The following is a 24,926-nucleotide window of genomic DNA, read 5'->3' as shown; positions in this document are numbered from 1 at the left end:
GTCAGTATTATTTTCATGGTGCGTAGCATGATCCTGATTTCATTGAAAATCAAGCATCTTCAATGATCACGGGTATAGTTAACCTTAATTCGTGTTGTAAGCATATCTTTGGCGCTATTTTAACAGATAAATTAATCTCGGCTTTGCCACTCTTCAACGATTGGCGGCTTTGTTGCGCAATTCGATGGAACTAAATCAGGAAGTTACGATCTGAGCGGCTAAATCAGCTAATCTTCGTAGCCTTATGCTGAAACCTCGTTACAAAACAACCAACTGGAAGCAGTACAATAAAGCCTTAATCAACCGTGGTTCTCTGACCTTTTGGATTGATGAGGAAGTGATAGCCGAGTGGAAGCAAAACAAACAAGGCAGGCGTGGTAGACCTCGTCGATTCAGCGACTTAGCCATTTCTACCTCACTGATGGTGAAACGCGTTTTATCTATGCCATTGAGAGCACTGCAAGGTTTTCTAGACTCCGTATTTAAGCTGGCTAACATCCCGCTTGTTTGCCCGCACTACACCTGTATAAGCCGCCGAGCTAAAGAAATTGAGGTTTCATTTAAAACCAAAACCAGAGGAGCAATACAACATCTGGCCATTGATGCCACTGGACTCAAGGTTTATGGCGAAGGTGAATGGAAGGTCAAGAAGCATGGTACTGATGGGAAACGCAGAGTCTGGCGTAAGCTGCATATCGCTGTAGATACAGGCACCCACGAAATAGTCGCAGCAGAGCTGAGCTTATCTAACGTAACCGATGCCGAAGTGCTCCTCAACTTACTCAAGCAGATACGTCGTAAAATCATTGAGATATCAGGTGATGGTGCTTATGACACAAGGAATTACCATGATGCTATACGGTTCAAGCGAGCGGTTCCGCTTATCCCGCCACCAGAAGGGGCGGCCTTCTGGGAGCAAGGACACCCTCGCAATTTAGCCGTAGGTTGTCAGAAACTCTACGGCTCCAACAAGAAGTGGAAAAAGCAGTACGGCTATCACAAGCGCTCGCTATCAGAGACAGCAATATATCGGGTGAAACAGTTGTTAGGTGGGAAATTAAGCCTGAGAAACTACAACGCTCAAGTTGGTGAGACTTACGCCATGATCAAAGCGCTGAACAAGCTTACAGGACTTGGTATGCCTGAAACTCAGTATATTGTCTAAAAGTTACTCAATTTTAGGCGGTTTGGTTTCTCGTCTGAATTACGCAACAAAGCCCTGATGCGGCTGAAGAGGCGATTAAGCTTGTTCTCGATCAGGCTGAAGTGCTAGCTGATGGGTGGTATGCAGCATGATTTTAATAGAGGCAAGGTGTGAAAACCTTGCCTTTTGCATATTTATATATCATTGACTTCCACTTTAGTGGGGTATTTGGCTCGGTCAGAATACATTAAGGGCTCTTCTCCGCTTTGATGAGTCAGCAAACAAAACGTACCTATCATAATGCTCTGATTTATAATGCTTATTTTTATTATAAGTCAGTAGTGTATTTTGTCGTCTTTGTCTTCCTCGTTGTTTTGCTTTAAAGGCCAGTGTGTAGAATCTTGTTCAATAGAAGAAGTGTCCCAATCAGTATTCGTTCGCTGTCGTCGAGACCGAAGATATAAGGCCAAAGATCCAATCACAGGCACACCCTGCACCGTAGACCATTATGTTAAAAGACGACTTCAGGACCTGCCTGTTAGCGGTCGACCATGCACGATAGAAGTTGAGCTGGCTAAAACCAGAGATAAAGAAGGAAGACGATTGATTGAAGCGACTGACTATGTAGCTAAAGGAGGTCGCTATACCGCTCGCTTTTGCAAGTTCATCAGCGGCTTGTGCCGCCACATGAGCATACATGCAGTTTCTCAGCATTTAGGTATTCGCTGGGAGACGGTAAAGAACATTGATAGAGAATACTTGCGCTCAAGCCTACCGGCATTAGATCCTGAGAAACTGAATAACCTGATCCATATTGGCGTCGATGAAGTAGCCAGAGCTAAAAGGCACGATTATATGACAGTCGTTTACGACCTGGTTTCTGGTCATTTAATTTGGGTAGAACATGGTCGAAAAACAGAAGTCCTTGTCTCATTTTTCGAGCAGTTATCAGAGCAGACAAAAGCTGGCATTAAAGCAGTATCAATGGATATGGGGCAAGCTTACCAATCAGCAGTAAGGAAAATGCTACCCCATGCAGACATTGTTTTTGACCGATTTCATGTGATGCAAAATTACTGCATTTTAATCAGAAAAGAGAGGGCAAAAGCTTTTAGAAAGGGTTCTCACGATGAGAAAAGAATGCTTAAAGGAACACTCTTTCTCCTACTGAAAAATGCTCAAAAGTTGGATGACAAACAGTCTGATCGACTCGATGACTTGCTCGAGAGTAACAAGACGTTATGCGTTATTTATATGCTAAAAGAGCAGCTACAAACGATATGGGATGAATCCTGTTACGAAACCATGGTAGCGGCTCTTGAAGCATGGTGTCGCCTAGCGAAATCGACCCGAATACTGTCACTAAGCAACTTTGCCGACGCCATATTAGAAAGAAAAGTAGGCATCTGTAATTACGCAAAATACAAGCTGACCAACGCTCGGGTTGAAGCAGGTAATGTATCAATCGGCTTACTTAGACGAAGAGCCAGAGGAGTGAGAGATACAGACTATTTTAAGTTGAAGATCAGACAAACATCGGTCCCTGATACCCACTCAACTTTTTACCCAAATATCAAGCTCACCTAAGCGGAGAAGAACCCATTAAGTAATGAATATAGGGTGATTTAGAGCATCGACCATAAATGATTTTTGTCCAAAAGCGAGTTTCAAACTTTGTTGTCACACTTTCGTTGGATAGCCACATTGATTGAGTCTAAGTGTCGATCTTTATTGTCAGTATTGGGTTCTTTTAGCCACGATAGTAACGCACTTCGGAAATAGAAAAGTTTCAAACTTTAATGTCCTCCGACACTTCCCGAAACCGACATATAGCGGAGAAAATTAACAGGAGTTATTAGCGTTAATTCTCCACATAGGTAAAAGCCAACCCAGCAGATTGCGTAATGAATTCCAACAGCACCGAGTAGCGATAGCCATGTCACTTTGTGCAGATGGTGTGTCACAATCTGATAGACCTTCCTTATCAGTATCACTTGTTCACCATAGTATTAATGAAAATTGAATTCTAACGCCAACTTTTGAACATGCAAATGAATGGCTAAGGATAAAGTGCTTGGTGATTGATAAACAGAGTGTTTTGAAATATATCGAGGTCAGGGTAGAATCTACTACACTTTAAAAACTGTATGTATGGCGGTGACGTGGTAAATTTTTTCGTTTTGACACTGGCGTTTTTGACGCTGGTTTGTGCAGTAATATGGTTATTAGAACGCCATATATGGATGCCCGCAAGGTACAAATCAATTGTTACTCTGCATAGTGAGGTAACAAACGAGGTGAAAATAACAGCCCGTCGCCCGGTTCTAATCTCAGCCATATGCATGCTGTTCCCCGTAATTCTGTATGTATTCCTCGTGCGGTCATTTTTCTTTGAGATATACAATATTCCGACTAAATCTATGTTACCGACTTACAAGGTGGGTTCATCGGTGTTAATCGATAAGTTTGTATACGGTGTTAGCGACCCATTATTCCACAATGTGTTGTTGTACCGGGATAAACCTGTACATGGTGATGTTGCCGTGTTTATGCTGCCAGATAATCCCGGTATCAATTACATCAAGAGAATTGTTGGTGTACCTGGTGACACAGTAATGTACAAAAATAAGGTGCTCACAGTTGAAACTAAGTGGCATCAAGTTGTGGAGTTCGATATCGAAACACTGATTGATAGTACTAAATCAGACCGCATTGATAGTTTCTTTATTCAGAAGGGAATGGAGAAAGGGGTTTGGAAAGTGCCTGCAGGTCAGTATTTTGTTATAGGTGATAACCGCGACGACAGTCAAGATAGCCGATTCTGGGGCTTTGTTCCGCAAGCGAATCTGGTTGGGAAAGTTGTTTACAGTTGGTGACCTGGGTATAGAGTCATAGCATCAACAAAAGCCGTAAGAACTTTTGTTGATGCTTGCCCCTAATTTCGACCGTATAGTTTCTGCTCAGGACAAATCTTCTCCGATATCTCCATCAGCACAGTAATCACCACTCTTAGAACTTCTGATTTTTGTTCTTCTAGGATTTTACCATCTAAACCAATTTTTCCATCTACACCCGTTGCCAACGCGAATCAATCCTTTGCATCTAAAGCACCGTTAATAAAATTTCCACTGAGCGTGTGTCAACCTATGCTGCAAGGAACACAGAAAAGTCCATTGTGATTTGGTTCTTTAGTGCTACCTTAGCTACAAACTTGGTATCCTGGCAGCAAGACACTTTTTTACCAGTTCTATCGAACCAATTGGTTACTGAAAACTTGCATCGATCGATGCTGATAAGTAGTTCTTGTTTGAATTGTTCAGGAGCAACTCTGGCATAATCGGCAAGGTGATCCGAATCGAATTCTTCAAAGTTACCAGAATCAATAATGCTCAACCATTTTTCATTCATTTCTAACTGGTGTTTATATCCTTTGTGGATGTACTTATCCGATTGCAGTTCACGCAAAGATGTTATCTCGTTACGCAGTCCGTTTAGCACCTTTAAGCGTCTTGTAAGCTTGTCATTGTCGAGTCGACCCGCAATGGTGTCGACCTGGATCTCGGCATGAATGCTGGTGGCCATGACAAACAGAGATTTGAATGTCTGTTCGTTATGACGTTGCGTTGAGACCTCTTTTTTAAGGCGTTTTGCCCTAGCAGCCATCTTAGGGTTCGCTTTAGCCCACGACTTTCGTTTAGCGTCGATTCTGGTTTCATTTTGAAGGCGAATATATTCAACTTCGGCTGCTTTTTCTTCCTCAACTTTGAGTTCTGCAGCAAGTTCTTTGTATTGCTTGTTATCAAGGATAGAGCCTTTGTGTTTAGGGTCATTGGCAATATCTTCCATTGACAGTTGACCAGTCAAACCTAGAGAGTGGTAGGTTTGGCCTCTTTGCGCCATCTCGTGGTAGCGCCCTGCTTGACCTTTGCCAAGTTGAACGGCTCCAAATCGAAGTAAATATGCCGCTGCATAATAGGGCGTGTAATAGCCCTCATGAGCTCTTGAGCGAAGTCGAGTATATTCCTCGTGAACAATGAATTTAGCCGCAACGGTATCTACGTCAAAAAGCTCAGACTCAACGTAATCGACAACTCTTCGCATACCTTCTTTGGTTTTCACTAATCGGTGTGTTTGGTCTTGGTGACTATCAAAGTAGGCAAACTCAGTCTGGCTGTCGCTCAGACCGTCAAGGCCGGAGTTGTCACCCCATGCGCCAACGTGAAGCCAAAACGGAGTAGGTTGGGGCGTTTTAGGAACTGCTACCATCCCATCCACTTCTTCCAGTAGTTCAAGCTTTCCATCGGTATATACTTGATGCCATAAATCAAGTGCTTCAAACGGGCGTTTTTGAAAATGGTGGAGCGACCAAAGCATTTCGATTGCTACCAGTTGTCTTTCATCGATGATTTGGAACTGAGGCTCAGACATGCGTAGATTGTATTCTGTCTCTGGTAGTGAGCCGTTTAGTACTTTTTGGTTAACCTTATCAGCGCGTTTCTGCTCAAGATAATCAAAGCTCAATATAGCGTGTAGTAGTCGTTTGAGAACCGCAGGAGAATAAACATCAGGTTGGATTTTGATGTACCCACCAGTGTATATTGTGCGACCTACAGGGTGCCTCATATCCCAATCATAGCGAGTAAGCTCTAAATAACGCTGAACTCGATTCAGCCCCGTCATGTAACCATAACGTTCCGGGTCTGTTTCTAGTAATGAAATCATGGATTTATCTTCAGGGCTGGCTAAACAATAAATGCATCCATGACGTGAACCACAAGAAGACTGGCCCGCACCGCCATCAGTATCGGTATCTGCCTGAAATACGACGCACTCACCCGCTCCTGAATCCCGGTAGATATCGACAGTTTGGTAGTGATCTTCTAGGTAACTAGGTAGTACTGAACTAGGACGATTACCGGAATATGTCAGAAATTCCCAGACGTTGGCTGACGTCCAAGTTTTGATTGGATAAAGGGAGTACTTATTGCCTGATTTACTGAGCTCAATATCGTCACCACCCATTTTGGCGATGTTGTTTTTACGAATAGTGCCTTCTAAATCTCTTGAACCTAGCAGCATAATAAGTTTTGACTTTTGTTCCTTCGTCATCAATTTCTTATGTTTTGAGACAACGCGGTTAGCTCCAGTGATTTTTAGCTCGTGTGTACACTGACGAAATTTTGAAGAAACAAAAGTAGGGAGTCCACGACCACCTAGTACGCGTGATGGCCATGTTGAGGATAGGCTTGGCTCGGCAATGTAAGTCACCAATGGAAGAGAGTTTTCTATAATAAAACTGTTAAGGCTATCAATTTTATTTTGTGCGAGATAACGAATTTCAGGGTTATCAATTCCCGTATCCACATGTACTAAAAAGTGAGCGTTAGAAACCTCTTTGCCTTCACGTTTAGCACGCATTAAAGCGAGGAGGAATAGACCCAAAACGGTTTCAGAATCCTTACCAGAGCTATATTGGATTTGATAAGTATATCCTTCTATAAGGTAACGATAAATGGCATCCACAGAGCGTAATGTAAGAGGCGTGATTTCAGAATCAAAACCTATAAGATCCTGCTTCCAAGAGTCCCATGAATCAAGTTCTTTTACATCTATCTTGTTTAGTGAATCTGTCATAATCCCGTGCCTTAACTCGCTGTTTGAATCTTAACGGTAACTGCAAGTTCAAAACGCACAAGAGCGTGGTAATATGGCAATAGAAATAAAATACTACGATATTAATTATTATATTTAGGTTTATATGACAGCAAGGGTAAAAGTCATCTTAACGGGTGCAGTTTTATCAGCGAGTGTTTCAGTATTTGCTGATAACGTTCAGGACGCCAGGAGTACATACGTGCTAGCAAATACAACTGCGAGCTTCATAGGACAGTACGAGAATATGACTGATGATTCTGAGTATTATATTGTTCTGGAACTTGAGAAAATTGCATTGAAGGCGATTGAATCCCCCAGCACAAATGAACAACAAGAAACATTGGAATATCTTGAGTCGTTCAACAACAAGCTCCAGTCCAGATGTGATGAAACGATACAGGAACTGCGAGTTTGTGAAAGGTTGCCCTTCCTAAGAAGTGCAGAAATAAGTTTACGCCAACTTAATGCTGCAAGGTATGAATAGGTCATTTATGGAATACGCACAAACTACACACAACTCTAAGCTTATTTGGGTCGGAATGAACGAACTGGCCTTCATGGAAGATGCAGCCATCCAACAAAACGTACCTGTTGGCCAACTGGTTCAAGATATTGTTCATACTGCAGATAGGTATGAACTAAAGCATAAAATCGTCTATGGGATGATGCTTGTTAACCCGGATGGAGATTATCAAAGCGCCCTAGAGAAACTATCTGAGTGCAGAAACGCTTTGTTTAGCACTATTAGTTACAACCAGTGCCACACCTATCACCTGCAAGATATAGTAGTAAAATCAGATATTCGATTAGCTAAGGCGCATAAAGTAAAGTTTGCGGCATTGATCACTGTACCTAGTAACTTTTCTATTCAAACAGAAAGTAGGAATGTTTTGACGTGTTTTCTAAGGCCTCAGTCGAGCTCAGACCCGGTAACTGATATCTATGAGCGTCAAGGCTTGATCGTTTTTTCCCAGTTTGAAGATGACCCCAAGGATAATTGGAACGGCAAGGGTTGGAAGCAATACATAAAATTGTCACGGCTTAATGACTCATTAAAACACCTTTGATATCTCTGAAAAGCGCGGATAAGCCCCGAGGGGCTTTGTAGACGTCTTTGATGCTATGACGTTAAAGAATGATAGGTATCATTGCCATACTTTTCGTTTAACAGTTGTTGAATTTATTCTATTGATAGCCAGTCATAACCCGACAAATTGAAGGTTTGGGGCGCTATATTGTTAATCGATATGATGCTCATGGTAGTAGCGGTGCATAGAGCAACCACCTTTAGAGCATGGCTTTGACGATGCCAAACTTGCAAATGCAGATCTCGATATGTTCGTGATTGTGTCTTCATGCTGGTCGTTCATCAGTCTAAAGCCCGTATCAACGGTTTTAATGTCTTCGAACTCGCTAAACAAAGAGGCTAACACCCTCTTAAACACTTCACGCCTGTATTCCAGAGGCACATAGGTTTTTGGCGTGGGTAATCCATTAACTCCAAGAACCGGCGCAACATGATCAAACATCGATGCTGACATTTCACTGTCCAGCATGAACAACTCTAATGCAGCTTTGCCGAACTCTACGTCTGGTATCGACTGTGTAGTTTCATCACTCGCACGTTCACTGGCGGTTGCTTGGTAGGTGAGCAACCGTGTAGACGAATAGGCATGACGGCATATCTCTGACGGCAAAAATGACATATTGGTTAGGTGCGTGAAGTTGTCGTGTCTCTTTATGGATGTATCTACATCAGAACCTACAATGTCAGCGGCATACGACCAGATTGTCTGTAACGAATGCAAGATGATTGTTAATCCGTATCTAGCTGCATGACGATAAATTGGGTTCGGAACTGGCTCACCATCTTTGATGATGCTCAATACAGGAAACTCATTAGTCGCTTGCTTGACCCATGACTCGTAAGCAGTATCAATGGCTTGCGTTATATTAATAAAGTACTGTTTTGTATCATTCTCTCTTTTATTCATTCAAGTTCCTTGTATGTACAAAGCAGGGGGGAGCAACCCCCTGCAATAGTTGGTTAATTGACCACATCTTCTTGGTAGCCATATAAAGCCCACTGCAACGGATCAACTGGCATTTTGGACACTTCGGCTTGATGTAAGTCGATAAAAAGACCGTGATGCTCAAGCTTGCCGAAACGCAGTAGTGGGAATAAAAGCATTGAAGCTGCTGAACGCGCAGTCATGCCGTTGATACCAAATGTTTGCTTGCTAATTGCTTCTTCAGTGCTACATGAAGCGGTATCGACCTCTGTCTTTGCAGATTCTTCCCATTGCGAACCAAACAGTTCAAAAGGCGTTGGGAGTCGCTTACCGCCATAAAAATTCTGACGACTGGCATTACCAAGTATCACGTTTGACTGGTGGTTATCATTGCCCATATCGAGCCATAGAGCGCGTTTAACTGAATTATCAAGAAAGCGACCAATCTCATGTCTTACGGATGCTTTATCTACAGCTGTGATTAACAGGTCGTAGTCTTCATTGACAGCCATTTCACCAGTAAAGAATACCGGTTTTGATTTCCAATTAACGCCACCGAATTGATTGAATCGAGAGATCAGAACATCGGCTTTGTTGTTGCCTACATCGTGCTGCCAGAAGTTTTGGCGAAACACATTGCTTTCAGAAACAAGGTCACCGTCATAGGCTGTAACATCGAAACCATCACACCCTAATTTCTTAAATATTTCAGACATTTGGAACAATTCAGTAAGCATTGAAGACCCTGAACCCCCACATCCGACAAGGGCGATTTTGATTTTGCGGTCTACCCAATCAGATGGGATGTAAAATGTACGAGCTGTGCTGTCAAAGCCAAATTGTGTAGTGTTCATCATGTTCCCTTAGACTTATAGTTCTTCTAGTACTTTGCTTAATGTTTTGTATGGGTTCAGCTCTTTCGCAACGTCGACAAGTTCGCCTGTCATGTCTTTTCTTTCCCAAAAAGCGTGTTGATCAGGAATTTCATCGCTGGTCTTAATTGAAAGGTCATGCTTAAAGCCGTCAAAGGCACTCATATACAACGTATCTTCGATTGCTTTGAGGTTGCCAGAGTTTAGCTGTTTCGGTAGCGGAGCAGACCCCTGACACAAGCTATGTCTTTCAAAGACGTTCGCCAATGGCGCGTAGTAGGTCATAGATTCGAGTGTTGGGCGTTCATCACTTTCTAAGGCAAGTACATATAGAGTCTCGCGGTTCTTGTTTAGAACAAATAACAGTGGTGTCCAAGTGACATTGTGCAAAGCTTTAGGTTGTGTGCCTGACACTCTGTACCACATAGGACATTTGACAGCTGGGGTATGCCAAACTAGAAGACGGTCGTTTTCAAGTAAGACATTTTGAGGGAGTAAGGAGTACTTTGAGACAGGCGCACTGTTTGCGTCTTTTTGTTCTTCTAGTTGTTTTGCTGTCTCATTCGTATCTTTGATTTTTTCGAGTTCTTTAATCACAGCATCGGTATCTACGATAACGCCAGATTGCATACGCTCTCCGTGGAACTCATGTCGAGTGACGGCGTAACCTGATTGGCTTTTGTAGAACACCAACCCAAATACTGGCTTTGGCTCTTGATGGTTGTCATTAACTAGTAATCGTGGTTCTTTCTGAACTTGCATGGGTACTTCTCCACAGTAATTTTTTGGGTGGTTAGCCCTTGGATAAAAGGGTTGAAGTGGTTAACCTCAACCGATATCCAATATGGTAATTTATGTCGGAAATCGCGCTAGACCGATGCCAACAGCATTAAGCATTTATCGGCTAGTTGAATGTTCTCGATGGTGCGCAGTCCGGTATCGTCAGATTCAAGATCAAGGCGTAGTGCGCCATATTCACCGATGGATTGGCGGTGTTCGTTTTCAATATCGAGAGTATTGTTTTCAATGTCGCTGCCAGTTGAGATAAAGGCAAAGCAATCAAGTGGAGAATCACTGCCAAGCATCCACGGTGAGTCTTCAGCTTCGTGACCCAACTCAATGACCGTGCGTAACGCAGCTTTTAGTGTGGCAATGCCTTTTTCGTCATTTGGGTTGAGTGGGTTAGCACGAAGCTTATTTACGCTATCCAAAAGTCCCATAGCGTTAGTAATGACAGAATGACCTCGATAGAACGGGGTATCTTTCTGATACCACTTTTTCGCTACGGTCGCTTCGTAGTAAAGTGCTGAGTTGAGTACGTCATGCAAATCAAAAAACTTATCGTATGCTTTGAAAGCAGTGTGCATTAACGGGTTGATGTTGTTTAATGCTTCTTCGATAGTGTCTTCATCGCAATCAGTGAGTTTTTTCACTTGCTCAGAACTTAGGTCAAACGTTTTGTAAATCTCAGCGTACTTCTCAAGCGTTCCCTCGCAGTCGCTGTAATCCAATGCCATTGACTTATAATTCATGATTGATAACAAACGCAGGGTGTGAAAGTACATCTTGCCGACACTTGGGCTGAACTGGTCTAAATCGAACGATAAAGCTGATACGCGAGAGCAGTGCTCAATACGGATGCTTAAATCGTCAAAGCTAAGGTCTAGATCATCGAAATCTTCCCCATAACAGTTGTCATCATCAAGCGTTAAATCAAACCCCCAGTTAGACTCAGTTGGTGTAACGTACCAATGAGCAATGTCAGCTCTGATTGCTACTGGTGCTTCAAACGCTTTAAAGCATGCGTCAATTTTGTATAGATGGTCTGAAACACCTGCTTGATAGAAACCAAGTATTTTTTTGCCAAGGTAATTAGCAGCAGAAACCTGCTTCATTGTGCCTATAGGTGCTTCTATAAGGTTGTCGATGTCTAACTCATTCAACATACCATGCTTAAGCCCAAACAATGCTAGAGACTGCCAGAATGAGGTCTTTTCAACGATGGTGTTTTGGTAAACATCTTGGCGGTTAAAGCCCAAGTCATTGCGAACACTTTCGCTCAGTTTTAAGTCTTGTTGCTTTACAGCGGTATACCAAGGGGCTAGAGGCTTAAAGCCACCAGCCGAGATATGTGAATCTTTCTTTATACGGGCTACATTAGCGGTGGAATGTCCTTTATCTCCATTGACGTTGGCAAGGAGGGAGAAAGGTGTTTGATTTTGAATACCACTGAACTCAACTGTTGTATTACGCATGATTTCGATTCCAATTTTACTTTTTTATCAGCTTGATTAGCCATTTCGGTGGCGCAGTCATCACGCCACTTGTGTAATTTCTCTTGGATATTGTTTGCCATGTGCTTAACCATTCGTTTTCACTGGTGGCGGAACAACAGGTAAAACCATATTACCGTTCTCTAATCGCGCATCTTCTTCGTAGATCTCAGTCCAACGTAATTGAGGAAAATGCTGTGCTAAAAGTCTTTTGTTTTCTTGGATCGAACCTAATGGGTTAGGGAAATCAATCAGTGTGTTGCCTAATTTAAATTGCCATTTCAGTTCTGTGTTGTTTGTAGTGCTCATCCTGATACCCCTAAACCTTAAAGTGCGCCATTTTGGAAGAAGTCGAAGTTGTCATTGTTCCGTGACAGGTCATTAGAATCTGCTGATCCTGCCTCAGGCGTTTCTGGAGCGTTTTGAGTTGCAACGTCATCAGTTTGTTGGGGTTTAACGGTATCCGCTTTCTCTGGAGCTTTTGGGGCGATTTTAGAGGTAGTATCTTGAGTTACTTCATCAGCTTTTGTAGTTTTTGCTGCATTCTTTTTGTTACTTGCTTTCTTAACTGTGGTTTTTGGCGCAGTGGTAGCAGCCTGAGTCGAAGCCTTTGCAGCCGAAGCGTTAGATTTCACGCCAGTTAGTTGGAGTGATGCAGGAGCGAAGCCCTCACCGAACTCTGCAAGCTGTTCATCAAAGACAGCATCAACATCTTCAATTTTACCCATCACACGCAATGGAGTCGCTAGAGCTGAGCGCAGTGCCATTTGTTTCGCGTCAGTCGTATTAGGTAGACATGCAGGGTTTGACGTTGGGATGTTGACGATCACCACTGCATCATCCTTATTGGTGTCGATAGTAATTATTGCGCGAGTTTGACCAGCAGCTTTGATAAGTTCACAAACGTTTTTAAAATTCATTTTGTTAGTCCACAGTGTTATTGATACAGGGGAGTGGTTAGTTCCCGTTGGTTATGTAATTAATTCTCTGCGACTTTACATATCGCACAAGAGGGTAAATTTAGGGAGTGTTGACTCCCCAAACAGTTAACGAACAAGGGCAAGGTAGTCGGATGGGGCGAAGTGCGACCAATCAAAGTTAAAGTCCATCACTCCGCTAACGATGTCATTCTTACGGTTTTTGAATAACTGGGAAAATGAAGCTTCACCGTTAGCTGCTTCATAGGCTTTGTCGAATCCTGCCTCAATACACATTTGGTTGATCTGCGCGATGTTATACATACCAAGACGTTCTTTGCTCGGCTTCCATGCTTCGATAGCGATGCTCTGACCATTCGGGTTTTTGCCAAGGACATTAATCATCAAGTCGGTATTGGAATTCTTATCTCCAACGGTTGCATGGTGAATAACGGCCTGTGCCATGTATTCTTGGATCTGTTGGAGGGATAAGTCCATATACGCTAAAACACGGTCGTTGAAGCGAGGCCAACGGTTATCCTTAATCGCCTCTACCGGAGGCTCAAATCCGCTAACGTCACATAATGCGGCCAGGGCAGTTGCCATGCGAAATTGTGGGTCATTAACAGCGACACTTGCGCTGGTGGCACGTAGGGATTTACGGTAATCCTCCAGCACGGCTGCAGATGTTTTACGCTGTACAGGAGCGGTATTTACAACAACTTCTTCTTGCTCAACCGTGACTTTAGTTTCATCTGTTGGTTGGTCAGCTGCATCAACATTTGAAGATTCTGTCTGTTGTTCCAGGGCAGCAGCTTTTGCTTTAGCCTTAGCTTCTCGTGCCTCTTTCTGTTTGCGCGCTTTCTCAGCTTTTTCCGCTTTTAGAGTGCTAACGCATCCATTAAAACAATCGGTATCAATACACTGGTCTTGGACGTATTCACCCCATTTCATCGGGCGATCATCAACTACCGTACATTTGCTTTCACAGCTCATACATCCGCTTGTAAATTGCTTCTTACCTACCGCTTCCTCGGTTACTGTGCGGCGGTCGGATTCTGGCTTTGCTTCCCAAGCAATGACACGGCCATATTTTTCTTCCAGCTCAGGGGTGCGCTCGTTTTTTACCCACAACTGGGCTTTTTCAATGAAGCATGATGCTTTACTACATTTCGCATCAGTATCGCCATTGCCAAGTAAGTCTAGTTGTTCCCCTGTGTTGTGGATACAGCGGTCACATGCTTTGGTGTCAAAAGGAGCCTTAGCTAATGGGATCTGGCGCTGAGAGGCGCGTAGCTTCAGATTCTTTACTGTATATTCGGTTGGGTTTGCCAGTATTGCAGCAAGAGTTTTTTCCTGCGTTTCAGCATCAAAGGTACTCAGGATCAGTGCGTGTCCTAGAGAAAATTTGTTACTTGGATCGGCTAGTTGGTCCAAGACGTTATCAGTTAAACGCTTGAGTTGCAGACGTTCGCGGAAAGTCTTTTCTGACAGACCAAGGGCCACAGCCGCAGTTGCGTAATCACCGTCATGGTAAGACAGATAGTTTTGGGCCAGATCCGCTTCGTCAACGATTGTGATGTTCTCACGGGCCGCATTCTCAGAATACATGATTTCTAGAGCTTCACGGTCAGAGTAATGGTTCACGATAACAGGCACCGAATCTAAATCGAATCGGAGTGCCATATCGCGGCGACCGTAACCAGCACATAGTTCTAATCGGTTTGGATTATCAACATGAGGTCGAACAGATAGAGACTGAATAACACCGTTTGCTTGAATGTTATTGGCAAATTCTTCACTACGTTCTTTCTTACGTCGATTGTTACCACCAACGGTAAGGTCATCGATTAGCTTTGGTGATACACGTATAGGTGTGCCTGACTCTAAAGCGGTAAAGTCGAACTCTTGGCCCTCACCGACAACGACAGGAAGGTATAGTGACTCAGTAGGTATTACTTGCTCGGTTTGCATGATGATAGCTCCACATAATTGAGTTGTGAGAGTGGTTAGTTCTCTTGGTTACGACTCAATTTTCTTATGGTCAGCTAAACGCACAAGTACCTAATTTATAGGTTTTGGATTGTTTATTTAGGGGGATACTCCCTGCATGAGTATGACATGCAGGAAGGGTAATCGAATATAAGGATCTGGATTGCTCTAAGTAGAGCAAGGATATCGAAATCTCACACTTGAACTTTGTTAGTCCTGGCTTACTTCACTTCCTCGGATGCAACTTGTGGGTGTAACTGTGAGTATGCTTTTAATGCTATCAAATCTACCAGTTCACTACGAAAATCCTTTTCTACTTGAATAAATTTACCTTCAAATTGTCGACTTAAATTAATGAACTGTCTGTCAAAGTACTGTTCAACAGCCGGTGACCAATAAACGGCTTTTTCAGGTGCGTTAGCCAAAATTTGTTGCACATCCATCGAGTTAATCCTTCTGAATTATTATCTTTTTCTCATCGCCATTTTAACTTTTCCGACAACCAATAAGTCGGATAAGTTCAAATCACGGCTGCTTGTTGTCAATTGTATTTCCACCTTGTCATTAGGTATTCGCTGAAGATCGTAAACACCAAATACACCATCAATTGCAACGAGATAACGTCCCGAATTTGGCGAGTGCTCTTGTCGGTCGATAAACAGAGTTTCTTCCTTATGGTCAACAATTGTAAGGTGTTCAGGAGTTAGATTAAAATCATTGAGTGTTGCGCGGCCTATCGTCATGCTTCTACCGACAGTTAACTCACCGTTTTGAATTTTGTGAACAACAAGGCTGTCTTGTTGAGCACCAAACACTGACGTTTCAATGCGTTTCTCCCCGTTAGGGAAGGGGTCGCCTTTTCCTAAAGCAAGATACGGTATTGAAGCTCCCGTTGATAAATGTACAAAAACCATTGCTTCATGATTGATTCGGTTTTTGGTTTTCCAAGTAGCAATCGTAGATACTGGTTTACCGATAAATTCCGCAAGTTCGCCATCTCTTTTGATACCAGTAGCTACCTTTAAACGACCGATGAAGTCTGAGGCGTTACCATAATCTGGCTTTGGTATTCTTGGTGTTTCAGTTTTCATCTTCCCCCCACACAGCAAGTAGCAAGTTTTATGGCATCTTGGTTAATTTCGTCACCACAATTCATACAGAATTTGGCAAACGTAAACTGAGGTGGTGGTGTCACGATCTCAGTTTTGTTCTTTAGGTTGAAGTAATCAACCTTGGCTGACCATTCTTGGTACTGTTCAGCAACGTCAGCCAGTTCGATAAACCTGCACCCTACAGAGGCAACTATATGGTTACATTCCATTCTCGGCCCCCTAACTGTTGTATTGAGCCTTAAGCTTTTGTGATGAATCTTGGTAAATGCGCTCAATTTCCCCCTGGGCGCTCAATCCACTCTCGATGATAGAGGTCTTTATCTCAACCTTACACACACAAGCAATGGTTGAAGACTGGTGGTGGATGATATACGCGTCAGTTTTGCGGGGGTGCCCCATTTTTAGAAGGTAAGGTGTAGATAATTGAACATTATGGTTCTCTGTAATTAGGGCGATTGTTTCTGCGTCATCAATAGAGAACATGTGCTGTTCAATGACAGGCAGTTTATCAATGGAAATGCTTGATACTGGCATGTACCCAGTAACAGCGGTTAGAACAAGCTCACCGTACTCATTGGAATAAGTGATTGGAGCTATAAGGTCAGTTGTTTTTGCTTTTGATTCTGTCATGCGGTTTACGCCTCTAACTAAGATTTCAAAATGCTAATCGATAGTTCAAAACGCGCAAATTCAAGACTGGTGAAGGGGGATAGGCGTAGTGATCTCATTTATCACTACGCCGTGAAGTTACGCTGCGGCTAGCGTATCCTCGTTTTGTGTCATCAGTTCGTGCTTAACTTCGGCTAAACGTTTCTTAGCGTCAATCAAAGTCTGTAAGCTTTCAAACTCACGGCCAATTTGGGACTGCGCCGTTTTAAGGTTTACGCGGATCTCGTCTAAGTAGCTTTCCTCTGCTTTTAGCGTCTTATCCAAGCCTTTTAATTGATTGATGACTGAGTAAAGGATAGATGTTCCGCTTGTTTTAACACCAGCTGATAAGGTTACTGAGTATTCATTTTCACCCTCAATAACTACGGCATGATGACCGTAACGCCAGCCGAATTTAACCGCAAAGCCGCAGTAATACATAACCGCTTTGTTGCTGCTTTTCGTCGCTTTAGACCAGTATTGTAACTCGGCTTCTAGTAGCTCTGCAGCCGTAGAAAACTTGTCAATACTATAACCTGACACAATCGCTTCAAACTCGCCTTTAGGCAATGCGTTTGCTTCGTAATTCGCCATGTCATTAGTAACATCTTTAATCAATTGTTCCTGAGTCTTTTCACTGTTCTGGTATCGTTTAATGCAGTCCTCATATTGATGTTGCTGTTGCTGGTGGCGTTTGTGTTGCACCGACAATTTTGTGATCTCTTTGGACAATTGAAGATGCTCAAGTACTAGAGGGTTACCCGAGATCTCGGCCTTAATCTCTGCAAACGTGATGCTGTCTGATGAAAGGGCGGTCATTGTACGTAGGTTAGTTTCACCTGAGCGGAATGCTTCGATCCAGTTCGCCTTTGTTTCCAGTGTTTGATATAGGAAACTATCAAGGCTATTACGTGTCGCGTAATAAATTACGTTTACTCCCTCAAAGTTCGCTGGATCAGCTTCGTATAGATGGTTACCTTGGCGCTCCAATCTGCCGCTGCGTTGCTCCATGTCAGATGGACGGTACGTTGGGTCGAGGTGATGGACCGCTACACCACGGCGGTTTACGTTCGCGCCAGTTCCAAGCAATTGAGTAGAAGCTAGAACAACACGCTTAACGCCCTGATTCATTTGCATATAGAGCTCAGCTTTAGCCTTTGGCGTTTTATAATCCTGTGCATACCCTATCTCATGTTCAGGGATGCCTAGACTGATAAGCTGTTGCTTAATATCGTCATAAACAGAATAGGTAGATTCAGCCGCCATGATTTGGTCATGACCGATTGTATCTAATTCTCTCTGTGCTGCTTCGTCGCCAGTGTTGGCATCTTTCATTAGCTGGCGAATCTTGGCGCGCAGCTTCTCTTTACCTTTGTTCGGAGTCGACAGGTCGCAAAAGATTAATTGAGTACCTTTCTCCGCGTCATATTGACGGTATATCTCCGCGACTTTGTTTGCGCATGCGGTAGCTTTTGAGTTCTCATTCTCTGCTTTGCTTGGGTCAAGAACTCGCAAATCCAAAGACGCGCATCGAGCGTGATACATCAAAAGCAACATATTGTCGTTGTCTATTGGCGAATTCTTGAAATCCTTCGCTCTTTCAACCAATGAATCGATAAATTCCTTTTGCTGATCTGATGGGTCAACAAATATCGTCTGTGGCTTACCGCCAACAACTGGCGGTACCATGTTGTAACCACCAGCAAGTTTAGGTAGATAGTCGTTTAGCTGTTTTTTTGTCACAGTTTCAGCAATACAGCCATAAATTGCTTGCAGCTCTGGCAAGTTATTAAATGAGCGTAGGCGTGACACTGGTTTGAAGTTGACACCTGTAGCGTCGATCTCAAATTCGCTGCTGGTGGTCGTGTATAGGTCGGCCCATGAGTCTAACCAATGTAAGTTAGCCTGTTTCAGTTCGTCATAGGCAAGATATTTCTGAATCGACCAAAGTTCAATAATACTATTGCTTATCGGAGTGCCAGTACTGAATACTACCCCTGCATGATCGTTGTTTTCATTTAGGTATCTAACCTTGCAAAACATGTCCCAAGCGCGCTGGCTACCGTCAGGGTTACCAATTCCACGAACATTTGTTAATGCAACCGTTTGAAAGTTTAGGTTTTTTACGCTGTGAGCCTCGTCAAGGACTAAACTGTCAAATCCGAGTTCCGCGAAGTTTAAATTTTCGTCTTTTGCTTCTCGCTTGGTCAGTGCTTCAAGCTTGAACTCAAGGTTTTTTAGTTTTGTTTCTAACTTTTTAACACTGAAACGAGCACTTAGGACTTCAATAGCGCGGCGAGTCTCCCATATCTCATCCTGAATAATATTCGCTTCTGCCTCTTTTGGCAGGGCAATTGCTTTAAAGGTGGTTTCAGGAATCAGCACGATCTTTGCGCCTGTCTTGATGCGGTTTAGGGTCTCGCGGCGTTTTTGGGCGCTCATATCTTCTGGTGACAGAACAAGGAGCTTTTCTGTTGGGTACAGCGTTAACCATTCGACGGCTATGGCTTCAACTAAATGGTTGGGTAGGACTACGGCGGTACGCTCTTTAAGCCCTAAACGGTGCCAAGTGTTACAAATGGCGGCTAGTGTATACGTTTTTCCGGACCCAACGGCCATATCGACCATTAACGATCCCTGTGCTAGGGCGCGTCTGACACATGTTTTCTGGTGAGCACGTAGAGAAATACTGTTGTTCATGTTCGGGAACACAAGCATTTCACCGCTGTACTTTGGTTTTACGTAGCGGTTGAAATTCTCGTTATACAAGCTTTCAAGCTCTGAACGGCGCTTGTCGCAGGCCCAAATCCAATCCTCGAAACGAGTTGTGATCTCAGTTGCTACAGCTTCAACCTGCACGGTTGCCTCACGGTCAATCCGTGTTGTGCCATGCTCATCTGTACGACGCACAATTAAGTCGCGGCCTGCCATCATACGAGAAATGATTTTTGTCGCTGGGTAGTCATCAATGCCAAATTGTTGAGTATTTATAACGTTAGGTACACCTGTAGCTTTCACGAACCACTGACCTAACACGTGTTCAGCATCAACACTACAGTTTAATAATTGACTGATGAATTCACTTACAATGTGAACAGGTAACCAACCCGCGTTAAGCTCAACGTTTATGTCTACCGCTGGCACATCGGCAGGTTGGATAGCTTTTAGTGCGTTATAGTTAGGAAGTAATTCAGAATTGCCTTTTACCAATGCGCTAACAGTCTGGTATTTAGCCTTTACGTCCCCTGATAAATAGGTTTCGGAAAATTCATATTTGCCCGTTTTTGGGTCAAGAAAGATCAGGTTACCTACAAGCTCACGCTTTGTCTGTTCGATTGACTGACCACAAAGAGCAGCAATACGAGGAATTTCAATAGTGTGGCTGTCATTCCAACACACCCACAATGCGTCTGTGCTGTTGTCGGCAGAAGTCGGCGCGACCCAAGGTTTGATGATGCGACGGCTGAAAATCTCGGCTTTTTCTGCGCGAGGCTTTTCTGTTGGTACATTCAAGCGCTTGGCTTGCTCACGTGTTACGCCACGGTTGAAGTTTGACTCAAGACTAGCAAGGTTCGCGTAGAAGGGATCTTTGCCGAATGCTCGACGATTGGCACTCTCTTGGATGTAACCATGTTGACGGACAAAAGCGTCGTAAAATTCATTAAGCTCCTGTCGTGCAACTTCAATCGCCAGTTCGTGGCCGTCCGTGCGCTCAAGTTCAAGGAGTTTAGCCATAGACTGCTTAACTGCGATCATAGACGCGATACGAGCTGCACGTTTACCTGTTACGTCTTGGCAGATTTCAAACGTCATGTTTCCGTGCTCATCGTCCTGCGTTCGAATCGCAATTTTATCATCTTCGGTCAGGGCAAAGCCGCCAAAATCGATATAAGCATTGTCTGACACTAGGCCAGCCATAGGCGTTAAGAATGCATCGTCGTCACTTTCGGTAACTGGGGCCGCTTCAAAATAAATATCTTTAGGGAAATGCGCGGCGAATGCTCTCTGAATATCACCAACAATATCTTTTGAATCTGATACGCATTGGATCTGTTTACCTTGGATCCCTGGCTGTGCTTCCATGACACCAAGAATTGCATCTGGATTAGCAACAAAATGGTTATTCAAGTAGTAGGATTCGCCGGTAGGTAAGGTTTGTTCGAAAGCATGAACCCAGTCAGCAGTGGTCGCAGATGCAGAGTTGGAACGTTGAAGCAATAGGACGTCAACCGAAGCGTTAGCGCCGCTGTGCTCTTGGAACACACTTTTAGGCAGTCGGACAGCTCCACGGAGTTCAGCAAGGTTAGCGACGATTTCACGGGCTTTAGTACTCTTTGAGTCTAGGAAAGACGTTGAGACGATAGCGACCATTAAGCCGCCCATACGTAGGACTTTAGTACCTTTAGCTATGAAATAGTTATGAAGAGTCAATCCGTTAAGTTGAGAGTCAAGCTTGTCGATCACTTTCGCACTCCCGAATGGGGGATTCTGGATCACTAGATCTTGATTTGCTTTGATGTTTAGCTCTTCAAAGCCTCGATTACCATAAACGGTTGCATTAGGGTAAAGGTGCTCTAGTGCCTCGGCAGTCACGCTATCAAGCTCACAGAGCGTCACTTTCGAGTTTTCATACATCTCTGTAGGCATTGGAGCTATAAGGCCACCCATACCCGCTGCAGGGTCGCAGATTCGGCCACCAGCATTAAAACCCGCATTGCTAAGCATGGTGAAGATACCACGCGACAAATAGATTGGTGTGTAAAATGCCGAAAGGGTAGATGTACGCGCACTATAGTACTCGCTTTCTGTCAGTATACCTTTTAGCTGCTTGCGCTTTGCTTCGGTCTTAGTGTTCTTTTCGTCAAATATTGAGCTTAAAGCACCCCAACCAACATATTTGGCTAGTTTTTCTTGTTCTTGGCGAGTGGCGCAACTGTTACGTTTACGTAGTGCTTTCAGGACACGGATAGCCGTCACATTGGCTTTAAATCGCTGTGCATCTGTCGATGGTACATTAAGAGCGTTTGATATAAGAAAATCACGCGCAGCCGCCATTATAAGGTCGCGCTTTTTCGTATTGTTATGCTTCTCCGTGAATGTTTCTAGTTCTTGATTTGTACCAAAAAACAGCCCCATTTGTCCCGATTCGTAAGTAATGGTTTGAACGTCTGACATGTTTTATCGCCCTTAATATTCTGCTGTACTGAAAGTTACCCTTCTATACAAACATCGAATACCAGACCCGCAAGTAGTAGATCTCTACTACATTTTCAAAGCTAGTTGTTTTCAAAAACAATGACGGTGATAATGTATTTTAAATAGTTGTCAGGGTGTCACCCAGAGAAGCTAAATGCTGAATGTATGGCTACTACATAGAGAGTGAAGCGATTGAACTTCAGGCTTATTGATGAACAGGCTATTAGAATTTCCAACATGAATACGATAAGCGGGTGCACGTATGTCTGGAAGAATTAGAAAACGAAAATGGGTGATCTATGAAAAAGACAATCAGTTTTTTAGCAAGTGTGTCATTTGGTCTAGCAGTGGTTGCTCCGTTTTTTATTGACGTTGTACCTTCATACCTACTTGCACTCATGGTTGGGTTACCTTGGGCTGCATTTATTCTGCAGTTGAAAGACAAAGAGAATGCTAAGAATGTTGGCTGACGTAATGAATTGGGTGCAGGGATTAGGCGTTATGCAACGTTTTATGTTTTCACTTTCAACAATGTTAGTTATAACTTTTATTGTGAAAATGGGGATGGTGACATTGCGTCAATTGCTTAGTGTTATTATTCGGTGGCGTACAAAAAGCTAAATCCTAATAGAAGAAATCTACATTGGTTAGAGGCGGAAAAATGTAAGGTTTGCGCGAATCTGAACATGGGATAACCTGAATTAAATCGAAGTGATAGCGGTGATCGCTATCCAATTTTTAAGGTATGTATTCATGGCTCGCGTAAATATTTCAACGTTAGAAGGCTCCGCACTTGACTGGGCGGTTGCGAAATGTCAAAACCTACCAATTAGACATGATCCTATGGGGTTTGGAACAGGGTCGGAAGCAGGTTTCTGGGTTTGGGATGACGCACCGAAAGGCCAAACGACTAAAATTGGACGTGGCTATAATCCATCAAGTAATTGGCACTTAGCTGGCCCGATCTTAGAAGAAAACGATATTAGCCTTATGTCACCAAGTTCAACCTCTAGGCTATGCTCTGCATCACTGCAGGGTGGTGAATACAAGCAAAATGGAAAAACGTTATTAATTGCATCGATGCGCGCCTATGTACAAAGCGTTGTTGGTGATGAAATTGATTTGCCAGAACTATCATTTGATTAAATCTTCTGGAAAAGAGTATATAAAAATCTGGGTATAAGTACATGCAAGCAACATCTGATTTTAGAAACATTGCCAAACTTCCAAAAGGGGAAGGGTTTCAATTGAAATTCAAAACAAATGGTGAAGAGTATCAGCCCTATGCTGCGAATATAGGTGAAGCAATATCAAAACGAAATGACTATTACCTTGATAACAATTACCGTCCAGCTCGACTATTTAAGAAGTTTTATACTTTAGAATGCATAGCGCCAATTGTTGGTATAGATAGCAAGTCAGGCAATCCATATCATCGTTGGCAGGTCCATGCACGTATATTGGAATCGAATGACTATAAGCCGAAATCCTTTGCTGATCACGATGAAGCAGTAGAGTTTGCAACTAAATGGATTGCATCACACAACGCTATAGCCGCAATCTATAACGGTCGTCGTGAAGAGATGTTCTTAAAATGGATAGAGCAAGAGAGAGTACAAAACACCCCGCATATTGAGGTCGAGTTTGATGCCGAATTATGGCGCAGTTCCGCACGACTACTATTCGGTACTAACGTACCGGAATTCTTTGTAGATGATAACGATCGTTCTCCAATTTGGGTCCCGAAAACTCAACACGTTTTCACCGCCGAAGAGATGGGGTATGGGAAACAGAAAGAAACGCAATATCGCTCTAAGAAGATTGCTAATGGGTTTACTGCTGCAGTAAAAAAATACAATAGCAATGGTGCTTCGTTCTTTGTCCCAGGATTCGTAGTGGCTGGTGGCGGTACAGGCCATCGCTTGAAGTTCTTTAAGATTAGCTCTCAAACCCCTTTCTTAAAGGCCTATATTGATGCAGTAGATCACTATGTGTTTATCCATGCGTTAGGCGAAGATGAAAAAGATCGGTTGTACTCGATGTGTCCACCGAAAGATATTTTTTACTTAGATTACAAACGTCGCTATGACGACGGGGAAGAGATATCGGTAGTTGAAATACTGGGTAGGTTGGAGCTGGATCACTTTAATTTAGAAAATATTAGACTGTGAATTACAGTACCCAAGTATTACTAGTTTGCAGGGTTAGAAGTATGGCAGCAATAACTAATAATGCTGCCCCAAGTAGATAGTAACTGGCCCTTCGTTACGATCTGCTTCTTCTTAAACAAATCAGTGACAATGCGAATATCACCAGCGCTAAACTGCCTGCGAGTACGATACAGATTGAGTAGGTGATCGATAAAGATAGAAGTCCAGATGCTAGGTGCTCGAGTAAGGATTCCCACGCGTCATCTGATAGGAAACGAATGCATCCGATGACAAGGACTAGTATTACCCCACCTTTGAACGATCCCTTTAAGTCTGCCGGGGAAGGCGACATATGCAACGCAATTGCTGCAGTAAGGTAGGTCCAAAGAGCAAATTTACCTGGGCTATGTTGAGCAATGACCCAAAGCACAGAAACGAGTTGTATTACCGCTTCATAGAGCGCTGAGAGAAACGTGGTAAACCCTGAAGTGTGTCGAAATTGCGCACTCAGGGAGTCTATAACGCTTATGACATTCTCTCCGTATGGCAGAAACCAGTATGTGAAAAGGTATATTGCTGCAGTACCGCCTAATAATGGAGCTACCCCAATAAAGAAGTTGCCTATTTGCTGCCAGATGTTCGTCGGGTTATAAGAGTGGATCACGTAACCTAATGTTCCTGAACCATCGGGCTTGAACAATGCAACTTCGCTGATCTTGTGGAAAAAAGGAAAGCAGAGTAACGCATGGCTAATCTCATGGACTGGGGTACCCACTATCGCACTGATGTATATGCTTCTTCCACCGAACTGTTTTGCCGCTACCCCACAGGTTAATCTCTGGAGTAGGTATAGGGTTACAATGAACGCGATAAATAGCCCTGATGTTGAAATAAGTGTGAATAGAGTATCAATGTAAAATGATGAAATTTTGTTTGGCATTCAGTGACTTCTTCT

The 24,926-nt window shown here is 43.3% G+C and carries 22 protein-coding genes and 1 pseudogene; 8 read left to right on the top strand and 15 right to left on the bottom strand.

Annotated features, from left to right (window positions below; genetic code table 11):
* Positions 1 to 244 precede the first annotated feature (244 nt).
* The 3 genes and pseudogenes from R7127_RS23150 to lepB form a co-directional block, all read left to right on the top strand.
* Positions 245 to 1,165: an IS5 family transposase gene (locus R7127_RS23150; protein ID WP_065871670.1), complete on the top strand. Its 921-nt coding sequence runs from the start codon at positions 245 to 247 to the stop codon at positions 1,163 to 1,165.
* A gap of 396 nt (positions 1,166 to 1,561) precedes the next feature.
* Positions 1,562 to 2,731, top strand: a complete 1,170-nt coding sequence (locus R7127_RS23145; protein WP_318148555.1) for an ISL3 family transposase — start codon at positions 1,562 to 1,564, stop codon at positions 2,729 to 2,731.
* A 560-nt stretch (positions 2,732 to 3,291) separates the two neighbouring features.
* A pseudogene (gene lepB, locus R7127_RS23140) lies at positions 3,292 to 4,017 on the top strand (signal peptidase I); the annotation flags it as partial.
* A gap of 62 nt (positions 4,018 to 4,079) precedes the next feature.
* On the opposite strand, the gene R7127_RS23135 reads toward lepB, so the two are convergent.
* Together R7127_RS23135 and R7127_RS23130 are read right to left on the bottom strand one after the other, a co-directional pair.
* Positions 4,080 to 4,226 (bottom strand): hypothetical protein, encoded by a 147-nt coding sequence (locus tag R7127_RS23135; protein ID WP_206953711.1) that lies wholly within the window; start codon positions 4,224 to 4,226, stop codon positions 4,080 to 4,082.
* A 62-nt stretch (positions 4,227 to 4,288) separates the two neighbouring features.
* A complete protein-coding gene (locus tag R7127_RS23130; protein ID WP_318148554.1) occupies positions 4,289 to 6,778 on the bottom strand; it encodes a phosphoadenosine phosphosulfate reductase family protein in 2,490 nt (829 codons plus the stop codon).
* A 220-nt stretch (positions 6,779 to 6,998) separates the two neighbouring features.
* On the opposite strand from R7127_RS23130, the gene R7127_RS23125 reads away from it, so the two are divergent.
* On the top strand, positions 6,999 to 7,283 hold the full coding sequence (locus R7127_RS23125) for a hypothetical protein (protein ID WP_206953714.1): 285 nt from the start codon (positions 6,999 to 7,001) through the stop codon (positions 7,281 to 7,283).
* Positions 7,284 to 7,290: 7 nt separating this feature from the next.
* Entirely contained in the window at positions 7,291 to 7,866 is a 576-nt protein-coding gene (locus R7127_RS23120) for a hypothetical protein (protein ID WP_206953716.1), read from the top strand.
* A 171-nt stretch (positions 7,867 to 8,037) separates the two neighbouring features.
* Here the strand turns inward: R7127_RS23120 and R7127_RS23115 are convergent, their stop codons facing one another.
* From R7127_RS23115 to R7127_RS23060, 12 genes are all read right to left on the bottom strand, one after another.
* Complete coding sequence (locus R7127_RS23115; protein ID WP_206953717.1) at positions 8,038 to 8,793, bottom strand: hypothetical protein; 756 nt, start codon at positions 8,791 to 8,793, stop codon at positions 8,038 to 8,040.
* 53 nt (positions 8,794 to 8,846) lie between these two features.
* Positions 8,847 to 9,665, bottom strand: a complete 819-nt coding sequence (locus tag R7127_RS23110; RefSeq protein WP_206953719.1) for a PRTRC system ThiF family protein — start codon at positions 9,663 to 9,665, stop codon at positions 8,847 to 8,849.
* 15 nt (positions 9,666 to 9,680) lie between these two features.
* Positions 9,681 to 10,445, bottom strand: a complete 765-nt coding sequence (locus R7127_RS23105) for a hypothetical protein (RefSeq protein WP_206953721.1) — start codon at positions 10,443 to 10,445, stop codon at positions 9,681 to 9,683.
* Positions 10,446 to 10,552: 107 nt separating this feature from the next.
* On the bottom strand, positions 10,553 to 11,938 hold the full coding sequence (locus R7127_RS23100) for a hypothetical protein (RefSeq protein ID WP_318148553.1): 1,386 nt from the start codon (positions 11,936 to 11,938) through the stop codon (positions 10,553 to 10,555).
* Positions 11,939 to 12,043: 105 nt separating this feature from the next.
* Entirely contained in the window at positions 12,044 to 12,265 is a 222-nt protein-coding gene (locus R7127_RS23095; protein ID WP_206953724.1) for a hypothetical protein, read from the bottom strand.
* A 17-nt stretch (positions 12,266 to 12,282) separates the two neighbouring features.
* Positions 12,283 to 12,876, bottom strand: coding sequence for a hypothetical protein (locus tag R7127_RS23090; protein WP_318148552.1), 594 nt, complete (start codon positions 12,874 to 12,876; stop codon positions 12,283 to 12,285).
* Between the two features lie 126 nt (positions 12,877 to 13,002).
* A complete protein-coding gene (locus tag R7127_RS23085) occupies positions 13,003 to 14,847 on the bottom strand; it encodes a ParB/RepB/Spo0J family partition protein (RefSeq protein ID WP_206953728.1) in 1,845 nt (614 codons plus the stop codon).
* A 239-nt stretch (positions 14,848 to 15,086) separates the two neighbouring features.
* A complete protein-coding gene (locus R7127_RS23080) occupies positions 15,087 to 15,308 on the bottom strand; it encodes a hypothetical protein (protein ID WP_318148551.1) in 222 nt (73 codons plus the stop codon).
* A gap of 21 nt (positions 15,309 to 15,329) precedes the next feature.
* Positions 15,330 to 15,956 carry a phage repressor protein CI gene (locus tag R7127_RS23075; protein WP_318148550.1) on the bottom strand — a complete coding sequence of 209 codons (627 nt, stop codon included), beginning with the start codon at positions 15,954 to 15,956 and terminating at the stop codon, positions 15,330 to 15,332.
* Positions 15,953 to 16,186: a hypothetical protein gene (locus R7127_RS23070; RefSeq protein ID WP_318148549.1), complete on the bottom strand. Its 234-nt coding sequence runs from the start codon at positions 16,184 to 16,186 to the stop codon at positions 15,953 to 15,955. The genes R7127_RS23075 and R7127_RS23070 overlap by 4 nt, the downstream gene beginning before the upstream one ends.
* A 10-nt stretch (positions 16,187 to 16,196) precedes the next feature.
* Positions 16,197 to 16,607: a hypothetical protein gene (locus R7127_RS23065; protein WP_318148548.1), complete on the bottom strand. Its 411-nt coding sequence runs from the start codon at positions 16,605 to 16,607 to the stop codon at positions 16,197 to 16,199.
* 117 nt (positions 16,608 to 16,724) lie between these two features.
* Positions 16,725 to 21,800: a DEAD/DEAH box helicase family protein gene (locus R7127_RS23060; RefSeq protein WP_318148547.1), complete on the bottom strand. Its 5,076-nt coding sequence runs from the start codon at positions 21,798 to 21,800 to the stop codon at positions 16,725 to 16,727.
* A 320-nt stretch (positions 21,801 to 22,120) separates the two neighbouring features.
* Between R7127_RS23060 and R7127_RS23055 the strand changes: the two genes are divergently transcribed.
* The 3 genes from R7127_RS23055 to R7127_RS23045 all read left to right on the top strand — a co-directional run bounded on the left by R7127_RS23055 (position 22,121) and on the right by R7127_RS23045 (position 23,992).
* The gene (locus tag R7127_RS23055; protein ID WP_206953737.1) at positions 22,121 to 22,291 is read left to right on the top strand and encodes a hypothetical protein; all 171 of its coding nucleotides are present in this window, start codon (positions 22,121 to 22,123) and stop codon (positions 22,289 to 22,291) included.
* Between the two features lie 283 nt (positions 22,292 to 22,574).
* Positions 22,575 to 22,967: a phage protein NinX family protein gene (locus R7127_RS23050; protein WP_206953738.1), complete on the top strand. Its 393-nt coding sequence runs from the start codon at positions 22,575 to 22,577 to the stop codon at positions 22,965 to 22,967.
* Positions 22,968 to 23,008: 41 nt separating this feature from the next.
* On the top strand, positions 23,009 to 23,992 hold the full coding sequence (locus R7127_RS23045; RefSeq protein ID WP_318148546.1) for a hypothetical protein: 984 nt from the start codon (positions 23,009 to 23,011) through the stop codon (positions 23,990 to 23,992).
* Between the two features lie 94 nt (positions 23,993 to 24,086).
* On the opposite strand, the gene R7127_RS23040 is transcribed toward R7127_RS23045, so the two are convergent.
* Complete coding sequence (locus tag R7127_RS23040; RefSeq protein ID WP_318148545.1) at positions 24,087 to 24,911, bottom strand: hypothetical protein; 825 nt, start codon at positions 24,909 to 24,911, stop codon at positions 24,087 to 24,089.
* Between the last annotated feature and the right edge of the window lie 15 nt (positions 24,912 to 24,926).

Origin of the sequence: Vibrio sp. 1159 (assembly GCF_033340395.1) — a bacterium.
Taxonomy (GTDB): domain Bacteria; phylum Pseudomonadota; class Gammaproteobacteria; order Enterobacterales; family Vibrionaceae; genus Vibrio; species Vibrio alginolyticus.
The sequence above is the reverse complement of the archived record's forward strand: the minus strand, read 5'-3'. Positions and strand labels throughout refer to the sequence as shown.